The organism is Streptomyces collinus, from assembly GCF_031348265.1.
Classification (GTDB): Bacteria; Actinomycetota; Actinomycetes; order Streptomycetales; family Streptomycetaceae; genus Streptomyces; species Streptomyces collinus.
In genome coordinates this window covers 3,954,117-3,981,033 of sequence record NZ_CP133771.1, presented here as the reverse complement: position 1 = coordinate 3,981,033, position 26,917 = coordinate 3,954,117, and the positions used below count along the sequence as shown (strand labels likewise).

The 26,917-nt window shown below is 71.5% G+C and carries 26 protein-coding genes; 13 read left to right on the top strand and 13 right to left on the bottom strand.

What is annotated here, in order from left to right; all coding sequences use genetic code 11:
- Nucleotides 1–107: 107 nt before the first annotated feature.
- Nucleotides 108–491 (top strand): cold-shock protein, encoded by a 384-nt coding sequence (locus RFN52_RS17895; RefSeq protein WP_033312231.1) that lies wholly within the window; start codon nucleotides 108–110, stop codon nucleotides 489–491.
- Between the two features lie 4 nt (nucleotides 492–495).
- Here RFN52_RS17895 and RFN52_RS17890 read toward each other — a convergent pair whose 3' ends face one another.
- The 4 genes from RFN52_RS17890 to RFN52_RS17875 form a co-directional block, all read right to left on the bottom strand.
- A complete protein-coding gene (locus tag RFN52_RS17890) occupies nucleotides 496–1,383 on the bottom strand; it encodes a 1,4-dihydroxy-6-naphtoate synthase (RefSeq protein WP_184847640.1) in 888 nt (295 codons plus the stop codon).
- Entirely contained in the window at nucleotides 1,373–2,083 is a 711-nt protein-coding gene (locus RFN52_RS17885; protein ID WP_184853942.1) for a futalosine hydrolase, read from the bottom strand. The genes RFN52_RS17890 and RFN52_RS17885 overlap by 11 nt, the downstream gene beginning before the upstream one ends.
- Entirely contained in the window at nucleotides 2,053–2,526 is a 474-nt protein-coding gene (locus RFN52_RS17880) for a DUF2771 domain-containing protein (RefSeq protein WP_184847639.1), read from the bottom strand. The genes RFN52_RS17885 and RFN52_RS17880 overlap by 31 nt, the downstream gene beginning before the upstream one ends.
- Before the next feature lie 76 nt (nucleotides 2,527–2,602).
- Nucleotides 2,603–4,036, bottom strand: a complete 1,434-nt coding sequence (locus RFN52_RS17875; RefSeq protein ID WP_184847638.1) for an MFS transporter — start codon at nucleotides 4,034–4,036, stop codon at nucleotides 2,603–2,605.
- 272 nt (nucleotides 4,037–4,308) lie between these two features.
- Between RFN52_RS17875 and RFN52_RS17870 the strand changes: the two genes are divergently transcribed.
- The 4 genes from RFN52_RS17870 (at nucleotide 4,309) to RFN52_RS17855 (ending at nucleotide 11,111) form a co-directional block, all read left to right on the top strand.
- Nucleotides 4,309–5,235 (top strand): DUF3027 domain-containing protein, encoded by a 927-nt coding sequence (locus RFN52_RS17870; protein WP_184847637.1) that lies wholly within the window; start codon nucleotides 4,309–4,311, stop codon nucleotides 5,233–5,235.
- A 627-nt stretch (nucleotides 5,236–5,862) separates the two neighbouring features.
- Nucleotides 5,863–8,997, top strand: a complete 3,135-nt coding sequence (locus RFN52_RS17865) for a sacsin N-terminal ATP-binding-like domain-containing protein (RefSeq protein WP_184847636.1) — start codon at nucleotides 5,863–5,865, stop codon at nucleotides 8,995–8,997.
- Nucleotides 8,998–9,182: 185 nt separating this feature from the next.
- The gene (locus tag RFN52_RS17860; RefSeq protein WP_184847635.1) at nucleotides 9,183–10,049 is read left to right on the top strand and encodes a calcium-binding protein; all 867 of its coding nucleotides are present in this window, start codon (nucleotides 9,183–9,185) and stop codon (nucleotides 10,047–10,049) included.
- Nucleotides 10,050–10,256: 207 nt separating this feature from the next.
- A complete protein-coding gene (locus RFN52_RS17855; RefSeq protein WP_184847634.1) occupies nucleotides 10,257–11,111 on the top strand; it encodes a hypothetical protein in 855 nt (284 codons plus the stop codon).
- A 119-nt stretch (nucleotides 11,112–11,230) separates the two neighbouring features.
- Here the strand turns inward: RFN52_RS17855 and RFN52_RS17850 are convergent, their stop codons facing one another.
- From RFN52_RS17850 to RFN52_RS17840, 3 genes are all read right to left on the bottom strand, one after another.
- Nucleotides 11,231–13,624, bottom strand: a complete 2,394-nt coding sequence (locus RFN52_RS17850; protein WP_184847633.1) for an HAD-IC family P-type ATPase — start codon at nucleotides 13,622–13,624, stop codon at nucleotides 11,231–11,233.
- 133 nt (nucleotides 13,625–13,757) lie between these two features.
- The gene (locus tag RFN52_RS17845; protein WP_184847632.1) at nucleotides 13,758–14,603 is read right to left on the bottom strand and encodes a class I SAM-dependent methyltransferase; all 846 of its coding nucleotides are present in this window, start codon (nucleotides 14,601–14,603) and stop codon (nucleotides 13,758–13,760) included.
- Between the two features lie 138 nt (nucleotides 14,604–14,741).
- Nucleotides 14,742–15,020 (bottom strand): DUF2530 domain-containing protein, encoded by a 279-nt coding sequence (locus tag RFN52_RS17840; RefSeq protein ID WP_184847631.1) that lies wholly within the window; start codon nucleotides 15,018–15,020, stop codon nucleotides 14,742–14,744.
- Between the two features lie 117 nt (nucleotides 15,021–15,137).
- Here RFN52_RS17840 and RFN52_RS17835 point away from each other — a divergent pair, with 117 nt between their 5' ends.
- Nucleotides 15,138–16,589 (top strand): NCS2 family permease, encoded by a 1,452-nt coding sequence (locus tag RFN52_RS17835; RefSeq protein WP_184847630.1) that lies wholly within the window; start codon nucleotides 15,138–15,140, stop codon nucleotides 16,587–16,589.
- Here RFN52_RS17835 and RFN52_RS17830 read toward each other — a convergent pair.
- Nucleotides 16,559–16,792: a BrnA antitoxin family protein gene (locus RFN52_RS17830; RefSeq protein ID WP_229856716.1), complete on the bottom strand. Its 234-nt coding sequence runs from the start codon at nucleotides 16,790–16,792 to the stop codon at nucleotides 16,559–16,561. The genes RFN52_RS17835 and RFN52_RS17830 overlap by 31 nt on opposite strands.
- Nucleotides 16,793–16,947: 155 nt before the next feature.
- On the opposite strand from RFN52_RS17830, the gene RFN52_RS17825 reads away from it, so the two are divergent.
- Both RFN52_RS17825 and RFN52_RS17820 read left to right on the top strand, forming a co-directional pair.
- Nucleotides 16,948–17,385: a MarR family winged helix-turn-helix transcriptional regulator gene (locus RFN52_RS17825; protein WP_030849396.1), complete on the top strand. Its 438-nt coding sequence runs from the start codon at nucleotides 16,948–16,950 to the stop codon at nucleotides 17,383–17,385.
- A gap of 27 nt (nucleotides 17,386–17,412) precedes the next feature.
- Entirely contained in the window at nucleotides 17,413–18,789 is a 1,377-nt protein-coding gene (locus RFN52_RS17820) for an MFS transporter (protein WP_184847628.1), read from the top strand.
- A 9-nt stretch (nucleotides 18,790–18,798) separates the two neighbouring features.
- Here RFN52_RS17820 and RFN52_RS17815 read toward each other — a convergent pair whose 3' ends face one another.
- Together RFN52_RS17815 and RFN52_RS17810 are read right to left on the bottom strand one after the other, a co-directional pair.
- Nucleotides 18,799–19,386, bottom strand: a complete 588-nt coding sequence (locus RFN52_RS17815; protein WP_184847627.1) for a Uma2 family endonuclease — start codon at nucleotides 19,384–19,386, stop codon at nucleotides 18,799–18,801.
- A gap of 96 nt (nucleotides 19,387–19,482) precedes the next feature.
- On the bottom strand, nucleotides 19,483–20,004 hold the full coding sequence (locus RFN52_RS17810; protein WP_184847626.1) for a GNAT family N-acetyltransferase: 522 nt from the start codon (nucleotides 20,002–20,004) through the stop codon (nucleotides 19,483–19,485).
- Nucleotides 20,005–20,029: 25 nt separating this feature from the next.
- Between RFN52_RS17810 and thpR the strand changes: the two genes are divergently transcribed.
- On the top strand, nucleotides 20,030–20,602 hold the full coding sequence (thpR, locus tag RFN52_RS17805) for an RNA 2',3'-cyclic phosphodiesterase (RefSeq protein ID WP_184847625.1): 573 nt from the start codon (nucleotides 20,030–20,032) through the stop codon (nucleotides 20,600–20,602).
- A gap of 268 nt (nucleotides 20,603–20,870) precedes the next feature.
- Here the strand turns inward: thpR and RFN52_RS17800 are convergent, their stop codons facing one another.
- Nucleotides 20,871–21,863, bottom strand: a complete 993-nt coding sequence (locus RFN52_RS17800; RefSeq protein WP_184847624.1) for an aldo/keto reductase — start codon at nucleotides 21,861–21,863, stop codon at nucleotides 20,871–20,873.
- Between the two features lie 104 nt (nucleotides 21,864–21,967).
- Nucleotides 21,968–22,642, bottom strand: a complete 675-nt coding sequence (locus RFN52_RS17795; RefSeq protein WP_184847623.1) for an SGNH/GDSL hydrolase family protein — start codon at nucleotides 22,640–22,642, stop codon at nucleotides 21,968–21,970.
- Between the two features lie 133 nt (nucleotides 22,643–22,775).
- Here RFN52_RS17795 and RFN52_RS17790 point away from each other — a divergent pair, with 133 nt between their 5' ends.
- Nucleotides 22,776–23,750, top strand: coding sequence for a WD40 repeat domain-containing protein (locus RFN52_RS17790; protein ID WP_184847622.1), 975 nt, complete (start codon nucleotides 22,776–22,778; stop codon nucleotides 23,748–23,750).
- Nucleotides 23,751–24,003: 253 nt separating this feature from the next.
- Complete coding sequence (locus tag RFN52_RS17785) at nucleotides 24,004–24,162, top strand: nuclear transport factor 2 family protein (protein WP_184847621.1); 159 nt, start codon at nucleotides 24,004–24,006, stop codon at nucleotides 24,160–24,162.
- A 12-nt stretch (nucleotides 24,163–24,174) separates the two neighbouring features.
- Here the strand turns inward: RFN52_RS17785 and RFN52_RS17780 are convergent, their stop codons facing one another.
- Nucleotides 24,175–24,936, bottom strand: a complete 762-nt coding sequence (locus RFN52_RS17780; RefSeq protein WP_184847620.1) for a TetR/AcrR family transcriptional regulator — start codon at nucleotides 24,934–24,936, stop codon at nucleotides 24,175–24,177.
- 108 nt (nucleotides 24,937–25,044) lie between these two features.
- On the opposite strand from RFN52_RS17780, the gene RFN52_RS17775 reads away from it, so the two are divergent.
- Together RFN52_RS17775 and RFN52_RS17770 are read left to right on the top strand one after the other, a co-directional pair.
- The gene (locus RFN52_RS17775) at nucleotides 25,045–26,004 is read left to right on the top strand and encodes an ATP-binding cassette domain-containing protein (RefSeq protein WP_184847619.1); all 960 of its coding nucleotides are present in this window, start codon (nucleotides 25,045–25,047) and stop codon (nucleotides 26,002–26,004) included.
- A complete protein-coding gene (locus tag RFN52_RS17770) occupies nucleotides 26,001–26,819 on the top strand; it encodes an ABC transporter permease (RefSeq protein ID WP_184847618.1) in 819 nt (272 codons plus the stop codon). Before RFN52_RS17775 ends, RFN52_RS17770 begins: the two co-directional genes overlap by 4 nt.
- Nucleotides 26,820–26,917: the final 98 nt, after the last annotated feature.

Below are 26,917 nucleotides of genomic sequence, written 5' to 3'. Positions count from 1 at the left end.
GCAAGAGCATTAGCCTGGGTACCGGCGGGTCCGTACGACCCGCCCGAGTGCTATCAAGAGCCGTTTCCAGAAGCAGTTTTCCGACGAGTACGAGGACGAGGACAGACGTGCCTACCGGCAAGGTCAAGTGGTTCAACAGCGAGAAGGGCTTCGGCTTTCTCTCCCGCGACGACGGCGGTGACGTCTTCGTCCATTCCTCCGTCCTTCCCGCCGGAGTCGACACGCTCAAGCCGGGCCAGCGCGTGGAGTTCGGCGTCGTCGCCGGACAGCGCGGCGACCAGGCACTGTCCCTGGCGATCCTGGACCCGACCCCGTCCGTCGCCGCCGCGACCCGCAAGAAGCCCGACGAGCTGGCCTCGATCGTCCAGGACCTGACGACGCTCCTGGAGAACATCACGCCCATGCTGGAGCGGGGCCGCTACCCCGAGAAGACCGCCGGCAAGAAGATCGCCGGCCTGCTGCGCGCGGTCGCCGACCAGCTGGACGTCTGAGACCTCAGGGAAAGCGCAGCGCGTCCGGGCCGAGGGGCGGTACGAGCCCTTCGGCCGCCGCGCGGGTGAGCAGCCCGCGCACGGCCGCGTAGCCGTCCTCGCCGAGGCTCGCGGTGAACTCGTTGACGTACAGCCCGATGTGCTGGTCGGCGACGGCCGGGTCCATCTCCTGGGCGTGCTCCATGACGTACGGCCGCGACACCTCGGGGTCGTCCCAGGCGGCGCGCACGGACGTGCGGATCGAGTCGGCCAGCAGTCGCAGCTTCTGCTCGCCCAGCGACCGCTTGGCGATGATCGCGCCCAGCGGGATCGGCAGCCCGGTGGTGTTCTCCCAGTGCTCGCCCATGTCGGCGAGCTTGTGCAGCCCGTAGTCCCGGTACGTGAAGCGCGCCTCGTGGATGACGAGGCCCGCGTCGACCCTGCCGTCCCGCACGGCCGGCATGATCTCGTGGAACGGCATGACGACGATCTCGCCCACCCCGTCGGCCACGGTCTCTGCGGCCCACAGCCGGAACAGCAGATACGCGGTCGACTTCTCGCTCGGCACGGCGACGGTCCGGCCGGTCAGTCCCCCAAGCTCTCGGCTTCGCTCGAGCAGGGAGGTGCCCCCAGTGTCCGCCTCCCGCGTCAGCACCAGCGGCCCGCAGCCCCGCCCCAGCGCGCCCCCGCAGGGCAGCAGGGCGTAGTCGTCGAGGACGTAGGGCAGCACCGCGTACGACACCTTCAGCACGTCGAACTCGCCGCGCTCGGCCATGCCGTTGGTGACGTCGATGTCGGCGAAGGTCACGTCGAGGGCGGGGGCACCCGGAACGCGGTCATGGGCCAGGGCGTCGAAGACGAAGGTGTCGTTCGGGCAGGGCGAGTAGGCGATCTGCAGCTGCTCAACTGTCATGCCGGTTCCAACTCTCCAGTACGGGCGTGAGCTTCCCGAACCCCTCGGTCAAGGCTGTCAGAGCCTCCGGGATGCGCCACGCGGCGCGGTCCCTCGGCCCGACGGGATTGGAGATCGCCCGGATCTCCAGCACGGGCACCCCCTGCGCGGTGGCGGCCTCGGCGACACCGAAGCCCTCCATGGCCTCGGCCAGGGCGGTGGGGTGCCGCTCCCGCAGCGCGGCGGCCCGGGCTGCCGTCCCGGTGACCGTCGACACCGTGAGCACGGCCCCGGTCCGGGCCCCGGCGGCGCCGGCGACCCGCCGTACGAGATCCACGGGCGGCTGATGCCTGACGGTCCCGAAACCGAGCTCGTTGACCGGCACGAACCCGTCCTCGGTCTCCGCCCCCAGATCGGCCGCGACGATCCCGTCGGCGACGACGAGCGACCCCACCGGCGCCTCGGGCTGGAACCCGCCCCCGATCCCGGCGGACACGACGAGACCGTAGGGCTCGCCCCGCAGGGCGGCGGCGGTGAGCGCGGAGGCGGTGGAGGCGGCCGCGAGAGCGGGCCCGACACCGGCGGCGATCACCTCGATGCCGAGGTCACCGGGGCAGGCCCTGGCCACCGCGTCCCGCTCCACGGGAACGGCCGTGGCGACCAGCACCCGGCCGAGCCAAGCGGCAGCGATCAGGCGTCCTTCTTGAGCTTGAAGTTCCAGAGGCCGGACGCGTCCTTCTCGCCCTCCTTGATGGAGACCAGCGTCGAGTTGCCCTGCGCGCCGTACTGGGCGTTGAAGAACACGCTGCCCGGGATCGTGCGGTAGGTCTTCGTGCTGGAGTCGGTCAGCGGCTGACCGTTCATCAGGATCGTCCAGCCCTTGTCGGCGATCTCCGGGTCGACACCGATGCGCACGGTCTCGTCGGGGTCGACGGAGATGCTCTTGATGCCCTTGTCCTTCAGGCACCCGGCGAGGTCGGACTGCTTCAGGGCGTCGCCCTCGCCACCGCAGGTGGCCTCGGAGTTCACCGAGTCGCTGCCCACGGTGACCGTGGCCATCGGCGTCGGCTTGTCACAGGCCGACAGGACGAGCAGTCCGGCGGATACGACGCCGGCGACGGCGACGGCGCGGCGGCGTCGCACAACGGATTGCAGCGTGTTCATGGGCGAAGGCTATCGGGCCCGCCCGTCGCACCGCCCACGCGGGGTACGGCAGCCTCGCAGATCCATCAGAAGGGCCCTACGCCACGCGCGCCCGCCCCGGGCCCCCGCGCCGGGCCGAGCCGAGCAGCCCCCGTACGGTCGTCAGCCACCCGGTGCCGACGATCGCGGCGCCCACCGCCAGCCCGGCCGTGCCGTTGAGCGGCACCACGATGCCGACCGCCCCGCCCAGCACCCAGGACATCTGCAGCAGGGTCTCGGAGCGCGCGAAGGCCGACGTCCGGACCACTTCCGGCACGTCCCGCTGGATCAGCGCGTCCAGGGAGAGCTTGGCCAGCGCCTGGGCGAACCCGGCGACGGCGGCCAGCGCGGCCACCAGGACCGCGCTGAAGAACACCGCGGCCGTGATCGCCGCGCCCGCCACATACGCCACGACCACGACGATGATGATCTCCGGGGCCCGAGAGCGCAGCCACGCCCCGACGGCCGTGCCGACAGCGTTGCCCACACCCGCCGAGACGGCCACTATCCCCAGGGACACCGCGGCGCTCTGGCCGGAGACCGGATGCTCGCGCAGCAGGAACGCCAAGAAGAAGATCAGGAACCCGGTCAGGCAGCGGATGGCGGCGTTGGCGGCCAGGGCGTGGGTGACGGCCGGCCCGACCGTGCGCAGCCCGGGGCGCTTGACCGGCTGCCGGTGCGGGCCGTGCAGGTGCTGCTCGTCCGCCGCCAGCAGGGCGCGGTCCTCGCCCTTGGCGGAGTCCACCTTCGGCGGCAGCGTGAACGACAGGATCGTCCCCGCCACGAAGAGCACGAAGGCGCCGAAAAGGGGCCAGCGCGGCCCGATCTGCTGGAGTCCGGCGCCGACGGGCGCGGCGATGCCGGTGGCGAGGAGACCACCGAGGGTGACGCGCGAGTTCGCCTTCACGAGGGAGAAGCGCGGTGGCAGCAGCCGGGGCACCACGGCGCTTCTGACCACGCCGTACGCCTTCGACGAGACGAGGACGCCGAGCGCGGCCGGGTACAGCTCCAGACCGCCGCTGACGACCGCGCCGGACAGGACGATCGCGAGGAGCGCCCGGGCCAGCATCGCGCCGGCCATCGCGGCGCGGCGGCCGTGCGGGACCCGGTCGAGGAGGGGGCCGATCACGGGCGCGAGGAGGGTGAAGGGCGCCATGGTGATGGCGAGGTACAGGGCGACGCGGCCGCGGGCCTCGTCGGTGGGCACGGAGAAGAAGACGGTGGAGGCGAGGGCGACGGTGATCATGACGTCGCCGGCGCCGTTCACCCCGTGCAGTTCGATCAGCTTGCCGAGGCCGGACTCGCCGGCGCCGTGCGCGTGGGTCGCCTTGCGGATGCCGCGGGCGGTGCCGGTCACGGGGAAGTGCAGGGCACGGCCGACCGCACGGAGGGAGCCGCCCAGACGGCCCGGTCCGTTCAGTCGGCTGCTTCCCTTGACCCCTTTCGACCCACCGGTCCCGGTGGCGCCCGGGGGTGTCTTCGCGGCTGCCACGTCGTCATAGTGCCCCGATAAGGCTGTGGGTAGTGCCATTACCGCTTGTATAGGGCCTGTGGGGTGACTGTCCGGGGCGGCGGCTCGGGGGCCGGTGGACGGCGCAACAGGACCGTCGGTGTACGCGACGTGGGGCGGAAGGGTAGCGTGCGTATCTCAGCCATCCCGCAAAATGGATGAAGGATGTCGACGCGGTCCCCCGGTCCGCTCCGTCCGCCCCCGCGCTGGGAGTGGCGCACTCGTGAGACGGCGTATGGAGAGAAGCGATACCTGTGAGCGCAGCGACAACGCGAAGCCGCACCCCTGACCGCCTGTGCGCCGAGGCCGTCGACCTCGCACGCGCCGCAGCCGAGGAGGCCGCCGCGCCGGGAATCGTCGGGGAACACGTCGGTCTGGTCTCCGAGGGGGACCGCGTGGTCACCCACTTCTTCCAGTGCCTGGAGCTCGGCTACCGGGGCTGGCGCTGGGCCGTGACGGTGGCCAGGGCGTCCCGGGCGAAGATCGTCACGGTGGACGAGGCGGCCCTGCTGCCCGGCCCGGACGCGGTGCTGGCCCCCGAGTGGGTGCCGTGGAGCGAACGGCTGCGCCCCGGCGACATGGGGCCGGGCGATCTGCTGCCCACCGACGCCGAGGATCTGCGGCTGGAGCCGGGCTACACGGGCGAGGACGAGCCTGCGCCGAACGTTCCCGTATCGCACGAGATGGCCGACCTGGTGGAGGCGGAGGACGCGGACCTCACCACCGGCCCCTCGTCCGGCTTCACGGTCGCCCCCCTGCGCGGTTCGATCCCGGCGGTCGCCGAGGAACTGGGCATGCGCCGGGCCCGCGTCCTGTCCCGCTACGGCCTGCACACCGCGGCCGACCGCTGGGAGGAGGCCTTCGGCCCCAAGACGCCCATGGCCCAGTCGGCCCCCGCCGCCTGCGTCAGCTGCGGCTTCCTCGTCCCCATCGGCGGCTCCCTCGGCCAGGCCTTCGGCGCCTGCGCCAACGAGTTCTCCCCGGCCGACGGCCGCCTGGTCTCCCTCGCCTACGGCTGCGGCGGCCACTCCGAGGCCGCCGTCATGCCCCGCCCGCCCCAGCCGCCCGCCCCGGTCATCGACGAGACCCGCGTCGACCCGTTCCCCCTGCGCCCGTCCCCCGACTCGGGCTCGGTGACACCGACGGCGGACCAGGACACGGAAGAACTCGGGCACTCGTAGCCCACCGGCGGTCGGCCCCGGCATGGGGTTTCGTACGCTGCCGGGCGCTTGGCGGTGCGCCGGGCCCGGCACGGGGTTTCGTACGCTGCCGAGTGATGGGCGGCCCGCCCGGCTCCGAGGGGCGCACGCCGCCGGGTCATCGGGGGTCACGCTCGGGCGGGCCCGCACGCCGCCGCTCCTCGGGGGGCGCTCGGGCGGGGCTGGTTGCCGCTGAGTCATCGGGCGGTCCGCGCGGGCGGCGTCCCGTACCCTGCCGGGCCCCGGCCGTCCGCTCGGCTTTGAGGCCCGCGCCCGGCCGAGCCATCGGCGGGTTGGTCCGGCATGGGGTTCCCGCACGCCCTTGAGTCGTCGGGGGTCCGCTCGGCGGCGTTCCCGTTACGCTGCCGAGCCCTTGGCCCGCCGTCCGCCCGGCTCCGGGGTCCGCGCCCGGCCGAGCCATCCGGCGGTCGGCCCGGCACAGGGCCCCGTACGCCGCCGACCCGTCGGGGGTTCGCTCAGCCGGGGGCGTGTGCCCCCGGGTCACCTGTGGACCGCCCGGGCGGGGACCGGCCGGGCCGGGCGGGCGCACGGTGGGTGCTTCCCAGGCGGTACCTTCATCCTCACGTCCACGAGGAGAAGGAACGGAACGTGAGCAGCAAGTTCGTGCGGCCCGCCGCCGAGGGGGCCGATCCGTTCGGTACCGCCCGTCTGCGGCGCGGTGTCCTCGACGCCTGGGCCACCAGCCCCGCCCGGTTCCGTGAGGACGCCAACGCCGAGGAGGACCTGGCCCTCGGCGGCTACCGGGACCGGCTCGTCGTGGAACTCGCCCAGAACGCCGCCGACGCCGCGGCCCGGGCCGGAGTGCCGGGGCGGTTGCGGCTCACCCTGCGCGACGACGTGCTCGTCGCCGCCAACACCGGCGCCCCGCTGGACGCGGCCGGGGTCGAGTCGCTGTCCACACTGCGGGCGTCCGCCAAGCGGGACCCGCGGGACACGTCCTCCGTGGGGCGGTTCGGTGTCGGCTTCGCCGCCGTGCTCTCCGTCACCGACGAGCCCGCCGTCGTCGGCCGGCACGGCGGTGTGCGGTGGTCGCTCGCCGAGGCCAGGGCACTGGCCGCCGAGACCGCCCGGCACAGTCCCGGCCTCGGGGACGAGGTCCGGCGGCGCGACGGCCACGTCCCCCTGCTGCGGCTGCCGTACGCCGCCGAGGGCACCGCCCCCGCCCCGTACGACACCGCCGTCATCCTGCCGCTGCGGGACGCGGCCGCCGCCGATCTCGCCGAGCGGCTCCTGCGGGCCGTCGACGACGCCCTGCTGCTCACCCTCCCCGGCCTCGAAGAACTCGTCGTCGAGATCAACGGGGAGAACCCGCGGGCCCTCACCCGCCGCACCGACGGCGCCTTCACCGTCGTCGACGACTCCGCCCACGGCGTCACCCACTGGCGCACCGCCGCGGCCCACGGCCCCCTCACCCCCGACCTCCTCGCCGACCGGCCCGTCGAGGAGCGGCTGCGGCCCCACTGGTCCGTCACCTGGGCCGTGCCCGTGGACAGCGACGGCAGCCCGGCCAGGCCCCGCACCAGCGCGGTCGTGCACGCCCCCACCCCGAGCGACGAACCGCTCGGCGTCCCGGCCCTGCTCATCGCCTCGTTCCCGCTGGACTCCACCCGCCGGCACGCCGCCCCCGGCCCGCTGACCGACTTCCTCGTCCAGCGCGCGGCCGACTCCTACGCCGAACTCCTGGGCGCCTGGCGGCCGGTGACCACCGGGATCATCGACCTCGTGCCCGGCCCGCTCGGCAGGGGCGAACTGGACGGCGCCCTGCGCCAGGCGATCCTGGAGCGCCTGCCGCGCACGTCCTTCCTGCCGCCCGCCGTCGAACCCGACGTGGAGGACGGCGAGGAGGTGCCCGAGACGCTGCGGCCGCGGGACGCCGAGGTCGTCGAGGGCGCGGGCGCGGACACCGTGCGGGTGCTCGCCGAGGTACTGCCCACCCTCCTGCCCGCCGGGCTGGAACGCCGCGCCGAGCTGCGGACCCTGGGCGTCGCCCGCGTCCCGCTGACCGACGCCGTCGACCGGCTGGCCGGTCTGGAGAAGGCCCCCGGCTGGTGGCGGCGGCTCTACGACAGCCTGGCCGGGATCGACCCGGACCGCCTGTCGGGGCTCCCGGTCCCGCTCGCCGACGGCCGTACGACCATCGGGCCCCGGCAGGTCCTGCTGCCCGGCGCGGAGGCCGGGCGGATCGACCCCGAGGTACTGGCCCGGCTGGGCCTGAAGGTCGCGCACCCGGACGCCGCGCACCCTCTCCTGGAGAAGCTCGGCGCCCTGCCCGCGACCCCGCGGGCCGTCCTCACCACCCCGCAGGTCCGGGCCGCCGTCGCCGCGTCCCTGGACGACGACGGCGGGGTGAACTGGGAGGAGGACTCCCTCGACGCCGACGAACTGGCCGACACCGTGCTCGCCCTGGTGCGGGACGCCGCTCTGGAGCCCGGTGACGAGCCCTGGCTCGGCGCGCTCGCCCTGCCCGACGAGGACGGCGAACCGGCCCCGGCCTGCGAACTCGTCTTCCCCGGCGGCCCGTTCGCCCAGGTCATGCGCGAGGGTGAACTCGCCTCCGTGGACGCCGAGCTGGCCGGGAAGTGGGGCGAACAGCCGCTCGCCGCCTGCGGAGTCCTGGTGAACTTCGCGGTCGTCCGCGCCACCGACGTCGTCCTCGACCCGGACGAACTGGAGCCCCGCGAGGGCGACTTCGCCGAACCGGACGACGCGGGACTGCTGGACGCCGTCGACGTGTGGTGCGAGGACATCCTCGACCGCTTCCCGGACAGCCCGGTGCCGCCGGTCGCCACCGAGATCATCGCCGTCCGGGACCTCGACCTCGTGGACGAGGACAAGTGGGCGCAGGCGCTGACGCTGCTGTCCCGGCCGCCCCTGCGGGACGCCATCGTGGAGCCCGTGCGGATCCTGCTGCCGGACGGGACGCACGAGGCCGTCCGCCCGTACACCGCGTGGTGGCTGCGCGGGAACCCCGTCCTCGACGGCCGCCGCCCGGCCGGCCTGCGGGCCTCCGGCGGCGACCCGCTGCTGCGCGGGCTCTACGAAGAGGCCGACGCGACCGGGTTCGAGGACGAACAGGTGCTGCGGGCGCTGGGGGTGCGCACCTCCGTCGCCGCGCTGCTGGACGAGCCCGGCGGTGCCGCCGAACTGCTCGACCGGCTCGCCGACCCCGAGCGGGAGGTGACGGGTGCTCAACTGCACGCCCTGTACGGGGCGCTGGCCGAGCTGGACCCGGAGCAGGTGACCCTGCCGGACGACCTGCGGGCCGTCACCGACGGCCGGGTGGAGGTCGTCGACGCGGCCGACGCCGTGGTGTGCGACTCGCCCGACCTGCTGCCGTTCACCGAGGGCGTCCCGCTGCTTCCCGTACCGCCGTCCCGCGCCGCCGAACTGGCCGAACTGTTCCAGGTGCGGCGGCTCAGCGAGTCAGTCACCGGGGAGGTCACCTCCGAGGGCACCGAGCACGACGTCCCGGAGCCGGTGCGGGTGCTGCTCGGCCGTCGGACCCCGTCCTCCTACGTGGAGCACGAGGAACTCGTCGTCGACGGCGTGGAGATCGACTGGCGCCTCACCGACGACGGCGTCCTGCACGCGGCCACCCTGGAGGGCGTCGCCGCGGGACTCGCCTGGGCGGCGGGGCAGTGGCCGCGGCGGTTCGAGGTGGCGGCACTGCTCGAAGACCCGTCCCGGACCGAGGAGTTGGCGCGGGACCGGTGGTTCGACTGAGTCCTTTTGGGTGATTCGGTGCCGACGTACGGTTGTTGGTGAAAACTTCCGCACATATTTTTCACCAGTCGTACAACCAAGCGCATCCGCCAGGTATCTGATCACGTGAGTCAACAGACTCCACGATCACTTGGGCCCCGAGAGCCGACGACGAGCGCCGGGGCCCCTCTCCACCTGGAGAACGCATGCGTATCCGAGCCACCGTGGCCGCCGTCACCGGCGCCCTGGCCCTTTCCGCCCTCGCCGTGCCGGCCGCGCAGGCGGACAACCACACGCCGGACCTGGCGTCGCTGGTCCCGTCCACCTCGAAGGCCACGCCGTTCACCGCCGCCGCTCCGGCGGACGAGTCCCTGGGCGACACCAAGATCACGGGTGTGACCGTCAACGGCGGCAAGAACATCGTGGTCGGCACGACCGTCAAGAAGTCCTTCACCGTCTCCGTGACGGCCACCGACCCGGAAGGCGTCCAGGACGCCTTCGCGATGCTGTGGCACGGCCCGGACACCGAGAGCGCCGACGGCGCGATCGTGCCGGAGACTCTGGACAACGACCAGGTCGGCAACTGCACCAACTCCAGCGCGACCACCGCCACCTGCAAGGTCACGCTGATCGCCGACCCGAACGAGAACGTCTACAGCAACATCCTCGCCGGTACCTGGAAGGTGTGGGCCGCTGCCGCCGGTAACGACGGCGACTACCAGATCCGCGAGGCCTACAAGACGGCCAAGGTCCAGCGGGCCTCCAAGCTGACGGTCAACGCCTCGCCCGAGCCGGTGAAGAAGGGCAAGACCATCACGGTCACCGGCAAGCTGTCCCGTGCCAACTGGGACGACAACAAGTACCACGGCTACACCAACCAGTCGGTCAAGCTGCAGTTCCGCAAGAAGGGCAGCGACACCTACACCACGGTCAAGACCATCAAGTCCAACTCCACGGGCGAGCTGAAGACCACCGTCACTGCCTCGGCGGACGGCTACTTCCGCTACTCCTTCGCGGGCACCACGACCACCCCGGCGGTCAACGCCGCGGGTGACTTCGTCGACGTGCAGTAATACCGTCCAAGCGACGACGACACCGCCGGTCCCGGAGCCATGCCGGGGCCGGCGGCGCCGTGTGCGGTGCGCGGATGTCACGCATGTGTCAAACGTTGTGGATGAGACGGCAAAACCCGGTCCGCGCCCTACAACCCCGCGGGGTGCTCGTGGATCTGATCGCGTGAGTCAACAGACTCCTAGATCACTTCTCCACCTGGGGAACACATGCACATCCGAGCCACCGTGGCCGCCGTCGCCGGCGCCCTGGCCCTCTCCGCCCTCGCCGTGCCGGCCGCCCAGGCCGCAGACGCCCCGTCCGGCAAGCAGGCCTTCAGCTCCGCCGCGGCCGACGCGGGCACGGCCACCACCGCGTCGACCCTCGACGTCACCTTCTCCAACGTGAAGGTCAACAGCGGCAAGAACATCGTCGTCGGCACCACCAACGTGGTGAGCGTGCCCGTCACCTACACCGTGACCCACGCCGCGGACCTCGACACCGGCTCCGACAACTTCGCCACCGGCCCGCTGATCTACCACGGCTCCTCGATAGACACCGCGGACAACCTCCTCATCAGCGACGACCCGGCCACCTGCACCGCCGCCTCGTCGACGGTCCTCAACTGCAAGGGCGTCATCAGCATCCGCCCGGCCGACGGCGACCTGTTCAACTCCGACGCCGGCACCTGGGGCGCCGGTGCCCTCGCGGTCACCAGCGACGACGCCGAGAAGATGCAGGGCGGCCTGGGCACCACCAAGGTCCAGCGCTACTCCAAGCTGACCGTCAACGCCGGTCCCGAGCCCGTCTACAAGGGCAAGACGATCACGTCCACCGGCAAGCTGTCCCGCGCCAACTGGGAGGACAACGCCTACCACGGCTACACCAACCAGCCGGTCAAGCTCCAGTTCCGCAAGGCGGGCACCAGCACGTACACCACGCTCAAGACGGTGTACTCCGACCAGTACGGCAACCTGAAGGCCACCGCCACCGCCCAGTACGACGGCTACTGGCGCTTCAGCTTCGCCGGCACGACGACCACCCCGGCGGTCAACGCCACGGGCGACTACGTCGACGTGAAGTAGAAGCGCCCCTTCAGAGGCGCGGGGCTGTATCGATGTGCGGCTCCGCCGCGTGAGCGCGAACGGCCACACACGGCTCGCGGACGAAACGCGGCAGAAATCCTCACCGTCCGAGCCGAGCGCTACGCGGGAAAGCGGCGGTCCACCCACCTCCACAGGAGTTCCAGGGCGGCCGCCGCCACCGCCGCGATGCCGACGGCGATCCACGGCATCGTCATCCCCACCAGCTTCAGCGCGAAGAAGTGCTGCAGCCACGGCACGACCAGCACCACCAGGAACGCCCCCGCCATGGAGGCGACCAGGGCGATACGCCACCAGGTGTACGGGCGGGCGATGATCGCCAGCACCCACATCGAGATGAGGAACAGCGTCAGCGTCGCCGCGCTGGTCTCCGCGTCCAGCGCCCCCGGCCCCGTGTAGTGCTCCCGGGCGAGGAGGTACGTCGCGAAGGTCGCCGCCGCCGCCACGACCCCGCCCGGGATCGCGTACCGCATGACCCGCCGGACGAAGTTCGGCTTCGCGCGCTCCTTGTTGGGCGCGAGCGCGAGGAAGAACGCCGGGATGCCGATGGTCAGCGTCGACAGCAGGGTCAGATGGCGCGGCAGGAACGGGTACTCCACCTGTGAGCAGACCACCAGGACGGCCAGCAGCACCGAGTAGACCGTCTTGACGAGGAACAGCGTCGCCACCCGCGTGATGTTGCCGATGACCCGGCGCCCCTCGGCGACCACCGACGGCAGTGTCGCGAAGCTGTTGTTCAGCAGCACGATCTGCGCCACCGCCCGGGTCGCCTCCGAGCCGGAGCCCATCGCCACGCCGATGTCGGCGTCCTTCAGGGCGAGGACGTCGTTGACCCCGTCGCCCGTCATGGCGACCGTGTGCCCGCGGGTCTGCAGCGCTCCCACCATGGTCCGCTTCTGCTGCGGGGTGACCCGTCCGAAGACCGTGCCGCCGTCGAGGGCCTCGGCCATACCGTCCTGCTCGGCGGGCAGCCGGCGCGCGTCCACGGTCGTGCCGGACAGGCCGAGCTTGGCGGCGACCGCTCCGACCGACACCGCGTTGTCGCCGGAGATGACCTTGGCCCGGACGTTCTGGTCGGCGAAGTAGCGCAGCGTGTCCGCGGCGTCCGGCCGCAGCCGCTGCTCCAGCACGACCAGCGCGGTGGGCTTCGCCCCCTGCGTCACCTCGGGGTCGTCCAGGTCCCGCGCGACCCGGGCGAGCAGCAGCACCCTCAGGCCCTGCTCGTTCAGCCGCCCGGTCTCGGCCAGGGCCGGATCGTCCTCCGCCAGCAGCACGTCGGGTGCGCCCAGCAGCCAGCGGCCGGCCTGTCCGTCGCCCTCGCTGAACGCGGCGCCGCTGTACTTGCGGGCCGAGGAGAACGGCAGCGCCTCGGTGCAGCGCCAGTCCTCGACGGCCGGGTAGGTGTCGATGATCGCCTTCAGGGAGGCGTTCGGCCGCGGGTCCGAGGCGCCCAGCGCGCCGAGTACCTTGCGTACGTACGTCTCGTCGGCGCCCTGGAGCGGCCGCAGCTCGGTGACGTCCATGCCGCCCTCGGTGAGGGTGCCGGTCTTGTCGAGGCAGACCGTGTCGACCCGGGCCAGCCCTTCGATCGCCGGCAGCTCCTGCACCAGGCATTGCTTGCGGCCCAGGCGGATCACGCCGATGGCGAAGGCGACCGAGGTGAGCAGGACGAGCCCCTCGGGGACCATCGGGACGATGCCGCCGACCGTGCGGGCGACGGAGTCGTCGAAGGCGTTCTCCTTGACGACCAGCTGGCTGATGATGAGGCCGATCGCGGTCGGGACCATCATCCACGTGACGTACTTGAGGATGGTGGAGATGCCCGACCGCAGCTCGGACTGGACGAGGGTGAAGCGCGAGGCCTCCTCGGCGAGCTGGGCGGCGTAGGCCTCGCGGCCGACCTTCGTCGCCTGGAAGGCACCGCCGCCCGCGACCACGAAGCTGCCCGACATGACGTGGTCGCCGGGGTGCTTGACGACCGGGTCGGCCTCACCGGTGAGCAGCGACTCGTCGATCTCAAGGCCGTCCGCCTCGACGCAGACACCGTCGACGACGACCTTGTCCCCGGGCCCGATCTCGATCAGGTCGTCCAGCACGATCTCGGACGTGCTGACCTGCGCGGCGGTCCCGTCGCGGCGCACGGTCGGCCTGACCTCGCCGATCAGCGCGAGCGAGTCCAGCGTCTTCTTCGCCCGCCACTCCTGGACGATCCCGATGCCGGTGTTGGCGAGGATCACGAACCCGAACAGGCTGTCCTGGATCGGGGCGACCACCAGCATGATCAGCCACAGCACGCCGATGATCGCGTTGAAGCGGGTGAAGACGTTCGCCCGGACGATGTCGACGGTGGAGCGGCTGCTGCGCACCGGCACGTCGTTGACCTGCCCGCGCTCCACCCGTTCGGCGACCTGAGCACCGGTCAGGCCGGTCTCACGGGAGGTGACCGTCGCCGGCCGTGCGGAGTCGGGCCGGGCACCCGCGTCGAGATGCGTCATGCATTCGACGGTACGTGCGGATTTGCCGCTTCACCCGCTGAATGCGGCGAAGATCCGACCTGGGAAGGACGGACTTCGTGCCGTGGTCGTACGGCAGTTGCAGGCCGTCGGACCCCGGTGCCACGCCCCGGTGTCAGCCCGCCCGGCGGGCCGTGAACAGCAGGTACTCCCACTCCAGGACGGTCCCGCCCGAGCCCGTGCTCTGGTCGCCGTCGCGGGCGAGGTCCACCAGGGCGCCGTCCAGGGCGGCGGCGCGGTCGGGCTCGCCCGCGATGTTCTTGTAGACGCTGATGGTCGGGCCGTAGCGCTCCTTGAAGTAGTCGCGGAACATCTCCGGCGTCTCGAAGCGGTCCACCCGGACCGTGCGGCGTTCGGCGCTGACGTCCGTGACCCGGTCGCCGAGGAGGGCTCGGACGTGGTCCTCGTCCCCCCACAGCGGGGGCGGCTGGGCGCCGGGCGGGGGCGGTGGCGCGTACGGCTTCATGGCGGCGAACATCCGGCCGATGAAGCCCTGGGGCGTCCAGCTGAGCAGCCCGATGGTGCCGCCCGGGCGGCAGACCCGGACGAGTTCGTCGGCGGCCTGCTGGTGGTGCGGGGCGAACATGACGCCCACGCAGGACAGCACGGTGTCGAACTCGGCGTCCCCGAAGGGCAGGGCCTCGGCGTCGGCCTCCTGCCAGGTGAGGCGGGTGCCCTGCTTCTCGGCCACCCGCCGGCCCGCCTCGAACAGCTCGGGGGTGAGGTCGGAGGCCACCACGTCCGCGCCGGTCAGGGCCGCCGGGATCGCGGCGTTTCCGGAGCCGGCGCCCACGTCCAGCACCCGCTGTCCGGAGCGCACCCCGCACGCCTCGGCCAGGATCGCTCCCAGCTCGGGGATGACCTCGGCGGCCAGGGACGGGTAGTCGCCCTGGGCCCACATCGCCCGGTGCTTGGACTTCAGGGCACGGTCGGCCTCGGCCGCGCTGTTCTGCATCGTCATCGCTGCGCTCCTCACCGGTCGGGCGGCGGTTGCGCGCCGACGGTTTCGAGCGTTTCGCCGCCTTATACGAGCGTAGGGAGGGGGCGGGGGCGTGTCTCGCCGGAGGGAGGCAGGAAGGTGCCGCGGACCCGGGGGGTCCTATTCGGCCGAGGGTGTGGCCGTCAGGTCCTCGCTCGTCTCCGCCCGCTTGATCGCGGCGTCGCGCTTGCGGACGTACCAGATGCCGATCAGTCCCAGCCCGGCGCCGGCCAGGCAGGTCCACACCCACCAGGTGTGGCCGTGGTCGTCGAACCAGCCGTAGAAGGGGAGCTGGGCGAGGAAGAGGACGAACCACAGGATTGTGCCGCCGATGATGGTGGCGACCACGGGGCCCTCCAGGGGCTCCGGCGCCTCGTGTCTGGGGGTCCACTTCGCCATGGGGACAGCTTACGAGGAGATCGGGTCTACGCGCGGAGATGGCCGATCGAGCCTTTATATGTTCATACTGAAACGGTTTATGTCTGACCACTTCTCTTCGTAGGAAACACCAAACACATGTCCTCCTCGGCTCCTGCCAAGGTCCCCGCCCCTGAAAAGCCGGGAGCCGGGCGCACGTACGGCGCACTCGACCGCTTCTTCCGGATCTCCGAACGGGGCAGCACCCTGTCCCGCGAGGTCCGGGGCGGTCTGGCCACCTTCTTCGCGATGGCCTACATCATCGTGCTGAACCCGATCATCCTCGGCAGCGCCAAGGACATGTACGGCCACCAGCTCGACAACGGGCAGCTGGTCACCGCGACGGCCCTCACCGCCGCGCTCACCACCCTCCTCATGGGCGTCATCGGCAACGTCCCGATCGCCCTGGCCGCCGGCCTCGGCGTGAACTCCGTCGTCGCCCTCCAGCTCGCCCCGCGGATGTCCTGGCCGGACGCGATGGGCATGGTGGTCCTCGCCGGGTTCGTGGTCATGCTGCTGGTGGCGACGGGGCTGCGCGAGCGGGTCATGAACGCCGTGCCCTACGGGCTGCGCAAGGCCATCTCCATCGGTATCGGCCTGTTCATCATGCTGATCGGGCTGGTCGACGCTGGTTTCGTCTCCCGGATCCCGGACGCCGCCCAGACCACCGTCCCGCTCCAGCTCGGCGGCGACGGTCACCTGAACGGCTGGCCGGTCCTCGTCTTCGTGCTCGGCGTGCTGCTGACCCTGGCGCTCATCGTGCGCAAGGTCTCCGGCGCGATCCTGATCTCGATCGTCGCCATGACGGTCCTCGCGGTCGTCATCAACGCGGTGGCGAAGGTTCCGAGCTGGGGCCTGACCACGCCGAAGTGGCCCGGCAACCCGGTCGCCAGCCCCGACTTCGGGCTGATCGGGCAGGTCAGCCTGTTCGGCGGCTTCGGCAAGGTCGGCATGCTCACCGGCGTGCTCTTCGTCTTCACCGTGCTGCTGTCGTGCTTCTTCGACGCGATGGGCACGATCATGGGCGTCTCCGACGAGGCGAAGCTGACCGACGGCGAGGGGCAGATGCCCGGCATCAACAAGGTGCTGTTCGTCGACGGCCTCGCGGTCGCCGCCGGCGGTGCCAGCTCCTCCTCCGCGACGACCGCCTTCGTCGAGTCCACGGCCGGTGTCGGCGAGGGCGCCCGGACCGGTCTGGCGAACGTCGTCACCGGCGGCCTCTTCGCCGTCGCCCTCTTCCTGACGCCGGTCGCCACGATGGTCCCCTCCCAGGCGGCCACGCCCGCGCTGGTCGCGGTCGGCTTCCTGATCCTGGCCGGGTCGGTCAAGGAGATCGACTGGGCGGACTACACGATCGCCGTTCCGGCCTTCGTGACGATGCTGATGATGCCGTTCACCTACTCGATCACCAACGGCATCGGCATGGGCTTCGTCACCTTCGTGGTGCTGCGGCTGGCGGCCGGGCGGGGCCGGGAGGTGCCGCCGGCGATGTACGCGGTGGCGGCGGTGTTCGCGTTCTACTACCTGATGCCGGCGCTGGGTCTGACCTGATCCGGATCCTCGTCGGCGGAGTCGGGTGACCCGTAGAACCTCTCCGTCTCCTCGACGGCGGCCTGGAACCGCTGGTCGAAGTCATTGCGAATGAGCGTCCGGACGACATAGTCCTGGACGCTCATTCCGCTTTTCGCGGCATGGTGCCGGAGCCGTTCGAGCAGGTGCTGGTCTATTCGCAGGCTGAGCACGCTGGTCCCCATGGGCACGAGGGTCGCGGCACCGTTCGGTGCGATGCGCGCGGTTCCGTCGCCGTATCACCCATATGAGTGATGTCGCGCTTCAGTGGCGGGCGTCACGGACCGTTCGGCGTGTTACCGCTGGTCTTTAGCGAGAGTAATGAGTTACCCTAAAGAACATGCCGGACCTCAGCCATGGCGACGATGTAGCCGCCGTGAACTCCCTCCGATCCGCAGTGATGCGGCTGTCCCGTCGGCTCAAGCACCAGCGGGTCGACGAATCGCTCAGCCCCACCGAGATGTCGGTGCTGGGCACCCTGTCCCTGTGCGGCAGGGCCACGCCGGGCGAGCTCGCCCGCAAGGAGCACGTCCAGCCGCCGTCGATGACCCGCATCGTGGCGCTGCTGGAGGCCAAGGGCCTGGTCCGGCTGGAGCCGCACCCCGAGGACCGGCGCCAGAAGGTCGTCACGCGCACCGAGCAGGCCGAGGCCATGCTCGAGGAGAGCCGCGCCAAGCGGAACGCGTTCCTGGCGACGCTGGTGGAGAACCTCGACGAGGACGAGTGGGCGAAACTGCGCGCCGCCGCCCCCGTGCTGGAGAAGCTCGCGCATCTGTAAGCAGGACGTCGCAAGGAGGCGAATTCTTTGAGTTCGGGAACCGGAGCAGCTTCCGCCCCCGCACCTGATCCCCACGACTCCCCGCCCGCCCTCGACGCACCCGCCTCCGCCCGGCCCGCCCGCAAGTCCTCGATGTTCTCCTCCCTGAAGGTGCGGAACTACCGCCTGTTCTTCATGGGTCAGGTCGTCTCGAACATCGGCACGTGGATGCAGCGCATCGCCCAGGACTGGTTGGTGCTCAGCCTCACAGGCTCCTCCGCCGCCGTCGGCATAACGACCGCGCTGCAGTTCCTGCCGATGCTGCTCTTCGGCCTCTACGGCGGTGTCCTCGTCGACCGGCTGCGCAAGCGGCCAACGCTCCTCGTGACGCAGACCTCGATGGCGCTCACCGCGATCGCCCTGGCCGTCCTCACCCTCACCGGTCAGGTCCAGGTGTGGCACGTGTACGTCGCCGCGTTCGCCGTCGGACTCGCCACCGTCGTGGACAACCCGGCCCGGCAGTCCTTCGTCTCCGAGCTGGTCGGCCCGGGGCAGCTGCAGAACGCCGTCAGCCTGAACTCGGCGAACTTCCAGTCCGCCCGGCTCGTCGGCCCCGCCGTCGCCGGTCTCCTCATCACCGGCGTCGGCACCGGCTACGCCTTCCTCTTCAACGGCCTGTCCTTCATCGCGCCGCTCACCGGACTGCTGCTGATGCGCGCCCGCGAGCTGCACGTCGTGGAGCGAGCCCCGCGCGGCAAGGGACAGCTGCGCGAAGGCGTGCGCTACGTCACCGGCCGCCCGGAGCTGATCTGGCCGATCGTCCTCGTCGGATTCGTCGGCACCTTCGCCTTCAACTTCCCCGTCTACCTGTCGGCCTTCGCGGACGACGTGTTCCACGCCGGGGCGGGCGCCTACAGCATGTTCAACACGCTGATGGCGGTCGGCTCGGTCGCGGGCGCGCTGCTCGCGGCGCGGCGGGGAACGGCCCGGCTGCGGCTGCTGATCATGGCGGCCATGGCCTTCGGCGCGCTGGAGATCCTGGCGGCGACGACCCCCACGCTGTGGATGTTCGCCCTGCTCATGGTCCCGCTGGGCCTGTTCGGCATGACCGTCAACGTCACGACGAACACCAGCATCCAGATGTCCACGGACCCGGCCATGCGCGGCCGTGTCATGGCCCTCTACATGATGGTCTTCCTCGGCGGCTCGCCGGTCGGCGCCCCGATCGTCGGCTGGATCACCGATACGTACGGCGCACGGATCGGCCTCGCGGCCGGCGGCGCGGTGGCGGTGCTCGCCGCGGCGGTGATCGGCCTGATCCTGGCCCGCGTCGGCAACCTGCGCCTGTCGGTGGGCTGGCACGGCGGGCATCCCCGGGTGCGGTTCGTGCCCCGGGAGCGGGAGCAGCTGGCCCCGGCGGCGTAGGAGGCGGCGTCAGTCCCGGGGGAACTCACCGGTCTCCAGGACGAGCCCGACCACGGTGCCGGTCAGGTCGATCTCGTCCCCGAAGTCCAGGCTCAGCTCGCCCCGGTACTCGCCGTCCTTGGGCTTGGTGTGCAGATGCCAGCGGCCCGTGTACGGATCCACGATCAGGTACACCGGCACGCCGGCGGCGGCATACGCGTCCTTCTTGGGGCCGTAGTCGTTGGCGCCGGTCTTCCTGGAGATCACCTCGGCGACGAACTCGACGTCCTGGTAGCGCCACAGGCCCTTGTCGTTCTTCGCCGAGTCCTCCGCCATCACGGTGATGTCTGAGGCGAAGCCGTTGAGATGGCCCGGGTAGTCGACACGGACATCGGATTTGACGCGCTTGCGCGGATACTTGCTGCGCAGCTGCTCGACGATGTCCAGGATGATGTCCCAGTGGGTGTCCCGCTGAGGCGCCATGAAGATGTTCCCCCCGACGATCTCGACCTTGTAGCCCTCGGGGACCGGCATCGTCTCCACCCACTCGAACATCGTGTCGAGGGTGAGTTCACCGCTGCTGTCGGCCATCTCGATCCTGTCTGCAAGGACGGTCATCGTGGCGCTCCTCCCCGGCCGTACTCGCGGATGGAGCCGGCCGCGCAGTACAACGATACGCACGGTGACCTGGATACGCCCGGGTCCGGAGGCCGCCTACACCCGCCGGGCCAGCAGCTGGCCGGGCCAGTCGTTCTCGCCGACCGTGAAGGCCTGGGTGCGGGTGAAGCCGTTGGACTCGTAGTAGCGGACGAGCTTGCCGTCGTCGCCGGCGTAGCAGTCGACGCGCAGGAGGGAGATCCCGGCGCGGCGGGTCTCCTCGGCGGCGTGCGCGAGCAGGGCGCTGCCCACGCCGTGCCCCTGGAAGCGGCGGTCGGAGGCCAGCCAGTGGATGTAGCGCTCGGGTTCGCCGGGCTGCGGGAGATGGGACAGGTAGGCGCCCGCCGAGCCGGTGAGGGTGACTGTGCCGGCCGGGACGCCGTCGACCTCGGCCATGAACACGCTGCCTTCCGTCATGTACCGGCCGACCGACTCCACCGTCTTCGGGCTCTGGGAGAGGGGCTTCGTCCCCCACTGCCCCGTGCGCCCCTGGGAGACCAGCCACTCCACACAGCCGTCGAGCATGCCGAGTATCGCGGGAATGTCGTCGGGCCCGCCGTCCCGGATGGTGATCTGCATGGCCTCATGGTGCCAGGCTGGACCCATGAGACTCTTCGCGGCCGTGCTGCCCCCTGACGAAGTGTGCCGTGAACTCGGGGGTGTCGTCGACGAGTTGCGCGCGCTGCCCGGCGCCGACGGCATGCGCTGGACCGGCCGTCCCGGCTGGCACTTCACGCTCGCGTTCTACGGTGAGGTCGACGACGGTGTCGTGCCGGAGCTGGCGGAGCGGCTGGAGCGTGCCGCGCGCCGGACCGAGCCGTTTTCACTGGGCGTGCGGGGTGGCGGGCAGTTCGGGCACGGGAGGGCGCTGTGGGCCGGGGCCGAGGGGGACCTGGCGGCCCTCCGGCTGCTGGCCGAGCGGGCCGAGGCGGCCGCGCGCAAGGCCGGGGTGCCGATGGGGGAGCACCGGCGGTACAAGGCCCATCTGACCGTGGCACGGAGCCGGGAGGCGGGGGACGTGCGGGCGTTCCTGGACACCCTCGCGGGATTCACGGGCCGGAGCTGGACCGTGCGGGAGCTCTGCCTGGTGCGGAGCAATCTGCCGACGTCGGGGGTTCCGGGGGAGCAGCCCCGGTACGAGGCGGTCGGGCGCTGGCCGCTCGGGGGAGCCGGTTAGGCTCGGTGTCGTGGACCCGAAAACCCGCAACCGGATCATGGCCGGTGTGCTCGTGCTGATGTTTCTCGTCGTCGCCTTGGCTTCCGTGCTCGGGAGGTAGGGCGGCGGGGGCTGCGGTCGGTTGCTCTTCGGCTGTGGGCCGGTGGCGGCTGCGGACGGTTGCTCTTCGGCTGCGGGCCGGTGGGGGCTGGTCGCGCAGTTGCCCGCGCCCCCTGGGGCGCAGCGGAGCCGCATGGTGCGACAGCTGCCGCGCCCCTGAAGGGGGGACCTACCAGGCGAAAGCCTCCGGGCTCGGGCCCGGGCCCGGGAAGATCTCGTCCAGGGCGGTCAGGAGTTCCTCGGACAGTTCCAGCTCGGACGCGCGGACGGCGGAGGCGAGCTGTTCGGCGGTGCGCGGGCCGACGATCGGGCCGGTCACGCCGGGGCGGGTGAGCAGCCAGGCCAGGGCGGCCTCGCCGGGCTCGATGCCGTGCTTGTCGAGCAGGTCCTCGTAGGACTGGATCTGCGCGCGGGTGCCGGCGTCGGCGAGCGCGTCGGCCGCGCGGCCGGAGGCGCGGCGGCCTCCCTCGACCTCCTTCTTGATGACGCCGCCCAGCAGACCGCCGTGCAGCGGCGACCACGGGATCACCCCGAGGCCGTACTCCTGCGCGGCCGGGACGACCTCCATCTCGGCGCGCCGCTCGGCGAGGTTGTACAGGCACTGCTCGCTGACCAGGCCGATGGTCCCGCCGCGCCGGGCGGCGATCTCGTTGGCCTGGGCGATCTTGTAGCCGGGGAAGTTCGACGAGCCGACGTAGAGGATCTTGCCCTGCTGGACCAGGACGTCGATCGCCTGCCAGATCTCCTCGAACGGAGTGTTCCGGTCGACGTGGTGGAACTGGTAGACGTCGATGTAGTCGGTCTGGAGCCGCTTGAGGCTGGCGTCCACGGCCCGCCGGATGTTGACCGCGGAAAGCTTGTCGTGGTTGGGCCAGGCCGGGCCGTCGGCGCCCATGTTGCCGTAGACCTTCGTGGCGAGGACGACCTTGTCGCGCCGTCCTTCGCCCTTCGCGAACCAGTTGCCGATGATGCTCTCGGTGCGGCCCTTGTTCTCGCCCCAGCCGTACACATTGGCGGTGTCGAAGAAGTTGATGCCCGCGTCCAGCGCCGCGTCCATGATGGCGTGGCTGTCGGCCTCGTCGGTCTGGGGGCCGAAGTTCATGGTGCCGAGGACGAGCCGGCTGACCTTGAGTCCCGTGCGTCCGAGCTGCGTGTACTTCATGGTCCCCAAGCCAACGTCTTGAAGTGCGCTCCAGGCAAGCACGAAAATCCGGGCCTCGACGTCCCGCTCTGTGCGGAGCACGTCGTCCGGGTGATCGGGGAGAGCTAGTCGTCGTAGGGGCCCGCCAGGTCCCAGCCCTGGTGCATCGCCTCCGCGAAGGCCGCCGCGATCTTGTGTTCGCCGCTCGCGTTGGGGTGGGTGCCGTCGTAGGTGTCGGTGGCGACGTCGTACGACGGCGGGGGCGAGGCCAGGAGGACGGGGGAGCCGGGCTCGTCGAGGTCGGCCGCCGTCTTGGCGAGGAGTTCGTTGAAGCGGGCGACCTCGACGGCGAACGCGGCATCCGTCTGGGCGCGCACGTTCGGGGTCACCGGCAGCCACACCATCCCCACGCGGCGGTTGGCCGCCCGCGCCTCGGACACGAAGGTCCGGACGTTGTCGGCGGTCTGCTCGGCGTTCGTGTAGAAGCCGAGGTCGATCAGGCCCAGGGAGACCAGGAGGACGTCCGCGCGGTACGAGCGCACCGCGTCACCGATCAGCGGCGCCATGTGCTGCCAGCCCTCGCCCCAGCCGGCCAGGTGCGCGCGCGGGAAGTCCGGTTCCGCGTAGGCGTACGACACCGGGGCCTCGGCGAGCTTGTCGTAGAGCGTCTCGCGCGGCCCGACGAGGGTGAAGGGGCCGCCGTAGGAACGGCACAGGTGCTGCCACAGCCGGTAGCGCCATGTGTGTTCGCCCGTGCTTCCGATCGTCATGGAGTCACCGACGGGCATGAACCTGAGCATCCGCTCATCATGAACGATCGGATCGCCCGGCGGGGTGTGAGTCGGGCCACGCGCGGTGTCCGGCCGTCCTCCTTGATCCCCCGGCCCCGGTGAACCGCCGCTGAACCGCCGGGCGGGATGGCAGGCTTGGGGCATGCGCAGACCGTTCGCCCTTCTCGCCGCGGCCCTCCTCACGGGTGCCCTCGCCGTGCCCGCCTCCGCCGCCGACGGCGACGAGAAGTTCACGATCAAGGACCCGCGCATCACCGAGTCCAGCGGCCTGGCGGCCTCGCGGCAGCACCCCGGCATCTACTGGACGCACAACGACAGCGACGACGGGGCGTATCTCTACGCCGTCGACAGCGCGACGGGCGAGACGGTCGCCACGATCACCATGTCCGGCGTGGGCAGCCCGCGCGACGTCGAGGCCATCTCCATGGGGCCGGACGGCCAGATCTACGTCGGCGACATCGGCGACAACCTCGGCGGCACCTGGCCGTACGTCTGGATCTACCGGCTGCCCGAGCCGAAGAACCTGCGCGACCAGACGATCAAGGCCACGCAGTACGTCGTGAAGTACTCCGACGGCGCGCGGGACGCCGAGTCGCTCGTCGTGCACCCGAAGACCGGCCGCGTCTACATCGTCGACAAGAACGAGAAGGGCGGGCACCTGTACGAGGGCCCGGCCCGGCTCTCCCCGTCCGGGTCGAACACGTTCCGGCCCGTCGCGGCCGTCCCCGACCTGGAGGCCACCGACGCCACACTCTCCCCGGACGGTGAACACCTCGTCGTACGCAGCTACTTCGGCGCGATCGCGTACGACTGGAACGGCGGGAAGATCAAGAAGAAGGAACGTCTCGGCGTGCCGTTCCTGGGGCAGGGGGAGTCCGTCACCTACACCGCGGACGGCAAGAAGCTGATGTACGGGGCCGAGGGGGCGGACAGCCCGGTGGAGCCGCAGGACGCCCCGGGCGGTGGCGGGTCCGACGCGCCGTCCGGGAGCGGGAGTTCGGCCACGTCCGACGGCGGGGGAGACGGGCTGAGCGGCAATCTCAAGACCGGCGCGATCGCCGCGGGTGCCGTGCTGATCGCCCTGCTCGGCCTGCGGCGGCTGATGCGCCGGGGCTAGCGACCCCGTCCCCTTCCTGTCCTCCCGGGGCCAGGTCCACCCGTTCCCCCGTCGCGCTGGCCCCGGGCCGCCCGTTCCCCCGGCTCCGGGCCGCCCGTTCCCCCCGGTCCGCCCGTCTCCCGCCCCGGGTTTTACCGCTCCCGCAGCCGTGCGGCCTGTGCGGAGCCCACCTCCCGTCGTGAGGGGCTCGGGTTCGAGGCCGAGCAGGCTCACGCATTGCGGATCCGTCGGATGCAGTCCCAGCCGGTCCGCCATGGCCCCGGTCGGCACCCCCGTCGCCTTCAGAGGCCATGACATCCCGCGGGTCTCCGGCGGCAGGTTCGGCGAGTACTGGAGGTGCACCGACGTCCTGGCCGGCCTCGCGCAGCTCGGCGCCGTCCCCGGCCCCAACGGGTCGGCCCGTTGGGCCTGATGGCCCGGGCCCCTACGCCCTGCGCTTCGCGACCAGGACCTCCAGCCCGTCCAGGATCCGCTGCAGACCGAACTCGAAGTGGTCGAAGTCCCTTCCGAAGGCGTCCTCGGAGAGCGACGCCATGACCGGGTAACGGCCCGATGCCATGGCCTTCTCCAGCATCGGCACCTGCGCCTGCCAGAACTCGGCGTCCGTCAGGCCCGTCCGGCGCTCCGCCTCCTGCTCGTACAGCTGCGAGCGCGCGGCCCCTACGACGTACCCGTCGATCATGATGATCGCGGAGACCAGTTCGGGGTCGCTCAGCCCCATCGGGCGGATCAGGGTCAGCACCTTCTCCATGCCGTCGAGGGCGCTCGGGCCGAGGATCGGGCGGGACTGGTTGACCTGGAGCAGCCAGGGGTGGCGGCGGTAGAGGGCGAGGGTCGCGCGCGCCAGTGCCTCCAGGGCCGCGCGCCAGCCGGCGCCGGGGTCGGCGGGGTTCTCGGAGGGGCGCTGCACCCGGTCCAGCATGAGGTCGAGCAGCTCGCCCTTGCCGGGGACGTACCGGTACAGCGACATGGTGCCGGTGCCGAGTTCGGCGGCGACGCGGCGCATGGAGAGCCCCTCCAGGCCCTCGGTGTCCGCGAGTCTGACGGCTGCTTCCACGATGCGGTCCAGGGTCAGTGCCGGTTTCGGGCCGCGGCTGGGGCGGCGGCCGGTGTCCCACAGCAGTTCGAGGGTGCGGGCGATGTCGCCGCTGCCGCTGGTCTCCGTACCGCCCGTGCCACTCGTCATGGAGCCCAGCTTAGGTCCCCGCGGGAAAATTGGGTACGGCGTACGCGTAATCGGGTACGCTGTACTCAGTTCGGGCCGACGGGGCGCGGGCGCAAGGGAGGGGGCGGCATGGACGGATACGCGGTGCGGGCCGAGGCGCTGGAGAAGCGGTACGGCGAGAAGCGCGCACTCGACGGCTTCGACCTGGCGGTGCGCGAGGGGACGGTGCACGGCCTGCTCGGGCCGAACGGGGCGGGCAAGACCACCGCCGTCCGCATCCTGTCCACGCTGATCCGGCTGGACGGGGGCAGGGCGACGGTCGCCGGTCTCGACGTGGCCCGGCAGTCGCGCGAGGTCCGGGCCCGGATCGGGCTCACCGGCCAGTACGCGGCGGTGGACGAGGTGCTCACCGGCCGGCAGAACCTGGAGATGTTCGGCCGCCTGTTCCACCTGGGCGGGAAGCGGGCCCGGCTGCGGGCGACCGAACTGCTGGAGCAGTTCGACCTGACCGACGCCGGCGACCGGGGCGTCGGCAAGTACAGCGGCGGCATGCGGCGCCGCCTCGACCTCGCGGCGTCCATGATCCTCGCCCCGGCCGTCCTCTTCCTCGACGAGCCGACGACCGGTCTCGACCCCCGCAGCCGGGGTGAAGTCTGGGACTCCGTGCGGGCGTTGGTGGCCGGCGGCACGACTGTGCTGCTGACCACGCAGTACCTGGAGGAGGCCGACAAGCTCGCCTCGCACATCACCGTCATCGACCAGGGGCGGGCCATCGCCGACGACACCCCGGACGGGCTGAAGAACCTGGTCGGCGGCGACCGCATCGAGGTCGTGGTCGCCGAGCGGTCCGAGATCCCGCGTGTGGTGAAGGTCGTCGCCCGGGTCGCGGACGGCGAACCCGAGGCGGACGAGACGGAGTTGCGGGTGCACGCCGCGGTCGCCGACCGGGTCACCGCCCTCACCGAAATCGCCCGGACCCTGCAGGACGAGGGCGTCCGCGTCGAGGACATCGGGCTGCGCAGGCCGAGCCTCGACGACGTGTTCCTGCGCCTGACCGGCCACCGCACCGAGAAGGAGTCCGCGGCATGAGCGCCACCGACCTGAGCACGCCCGGCATGCGGAGCGCTGCCCACTGGCTGCTCGCCGACTGCTGGAACATCGTCCGCCGCGGCCTGACCCACTACCAGCGCCAGCCGGTCAACATCGCCTGGCAGCTGGGCTTCCCGATCATGTCCGTGCTGCTCTACGGCTATGTCTTCGGCAGCGCCATGAAGGTGCCGGGCGGCGGGGACTACAACGACTTCCTGATGCCGGGCATGTTCGCGATGACCATGGCGTTCGGCTTCATCAACACCGCGACCGTCGTGGTCTACGACTCCACCAAGGGCGTCATCGACCGCTTCCGCTCGATGCCGATGGCCTCCTCTGCCGTGGTGGCCGGGCGCGGGGTCACCGACATCATCGTCGCCTGCTCCGAGTTGGCGATCATGATGCTCACCGCGCTCGCCATGGGCTGGCGGCCGGACGGCGGTTTGGGCTTCCTCGGCGCGTTCGGACTGCTGCTGTGGCTGCGCTTCTCACTGATCTGGATCGGGGTGTGGCTCGGCCTGATCGTGCCCAACCCGGAGGCGGCGGGCGGCCTCTTCGCGGTCGCCTTCCCCTTCACGATGATCTCCAGCATCTTCGTCGCACCGCAGCTCATGCCCGACTGGCTCGGCTGGGTGGCGGTCTGGAACCCGATCTCCTCCACGGCGGCGGCGACCCGCGAGCTGTTCGGCAATCCGGTCGGTGGTGACACCTGGGTCGAGCAGCACGCGCTGCTGATGGCCGGGGTGTGGCCGGTGATCCTGACGGCGGTCTTCCTGCCGCTCGCGGTCCGGCGGTTCCGGAGGCTGAGCCGGTGAGTGCCGGGGGCGGTGCGGTGCGGTGAGCGTCGCTTCCCGCCCACGGGTAAACGTTTCCCGCCCGTGGACGACTCCTGCCGCCGGTCAGTGAGACGGTC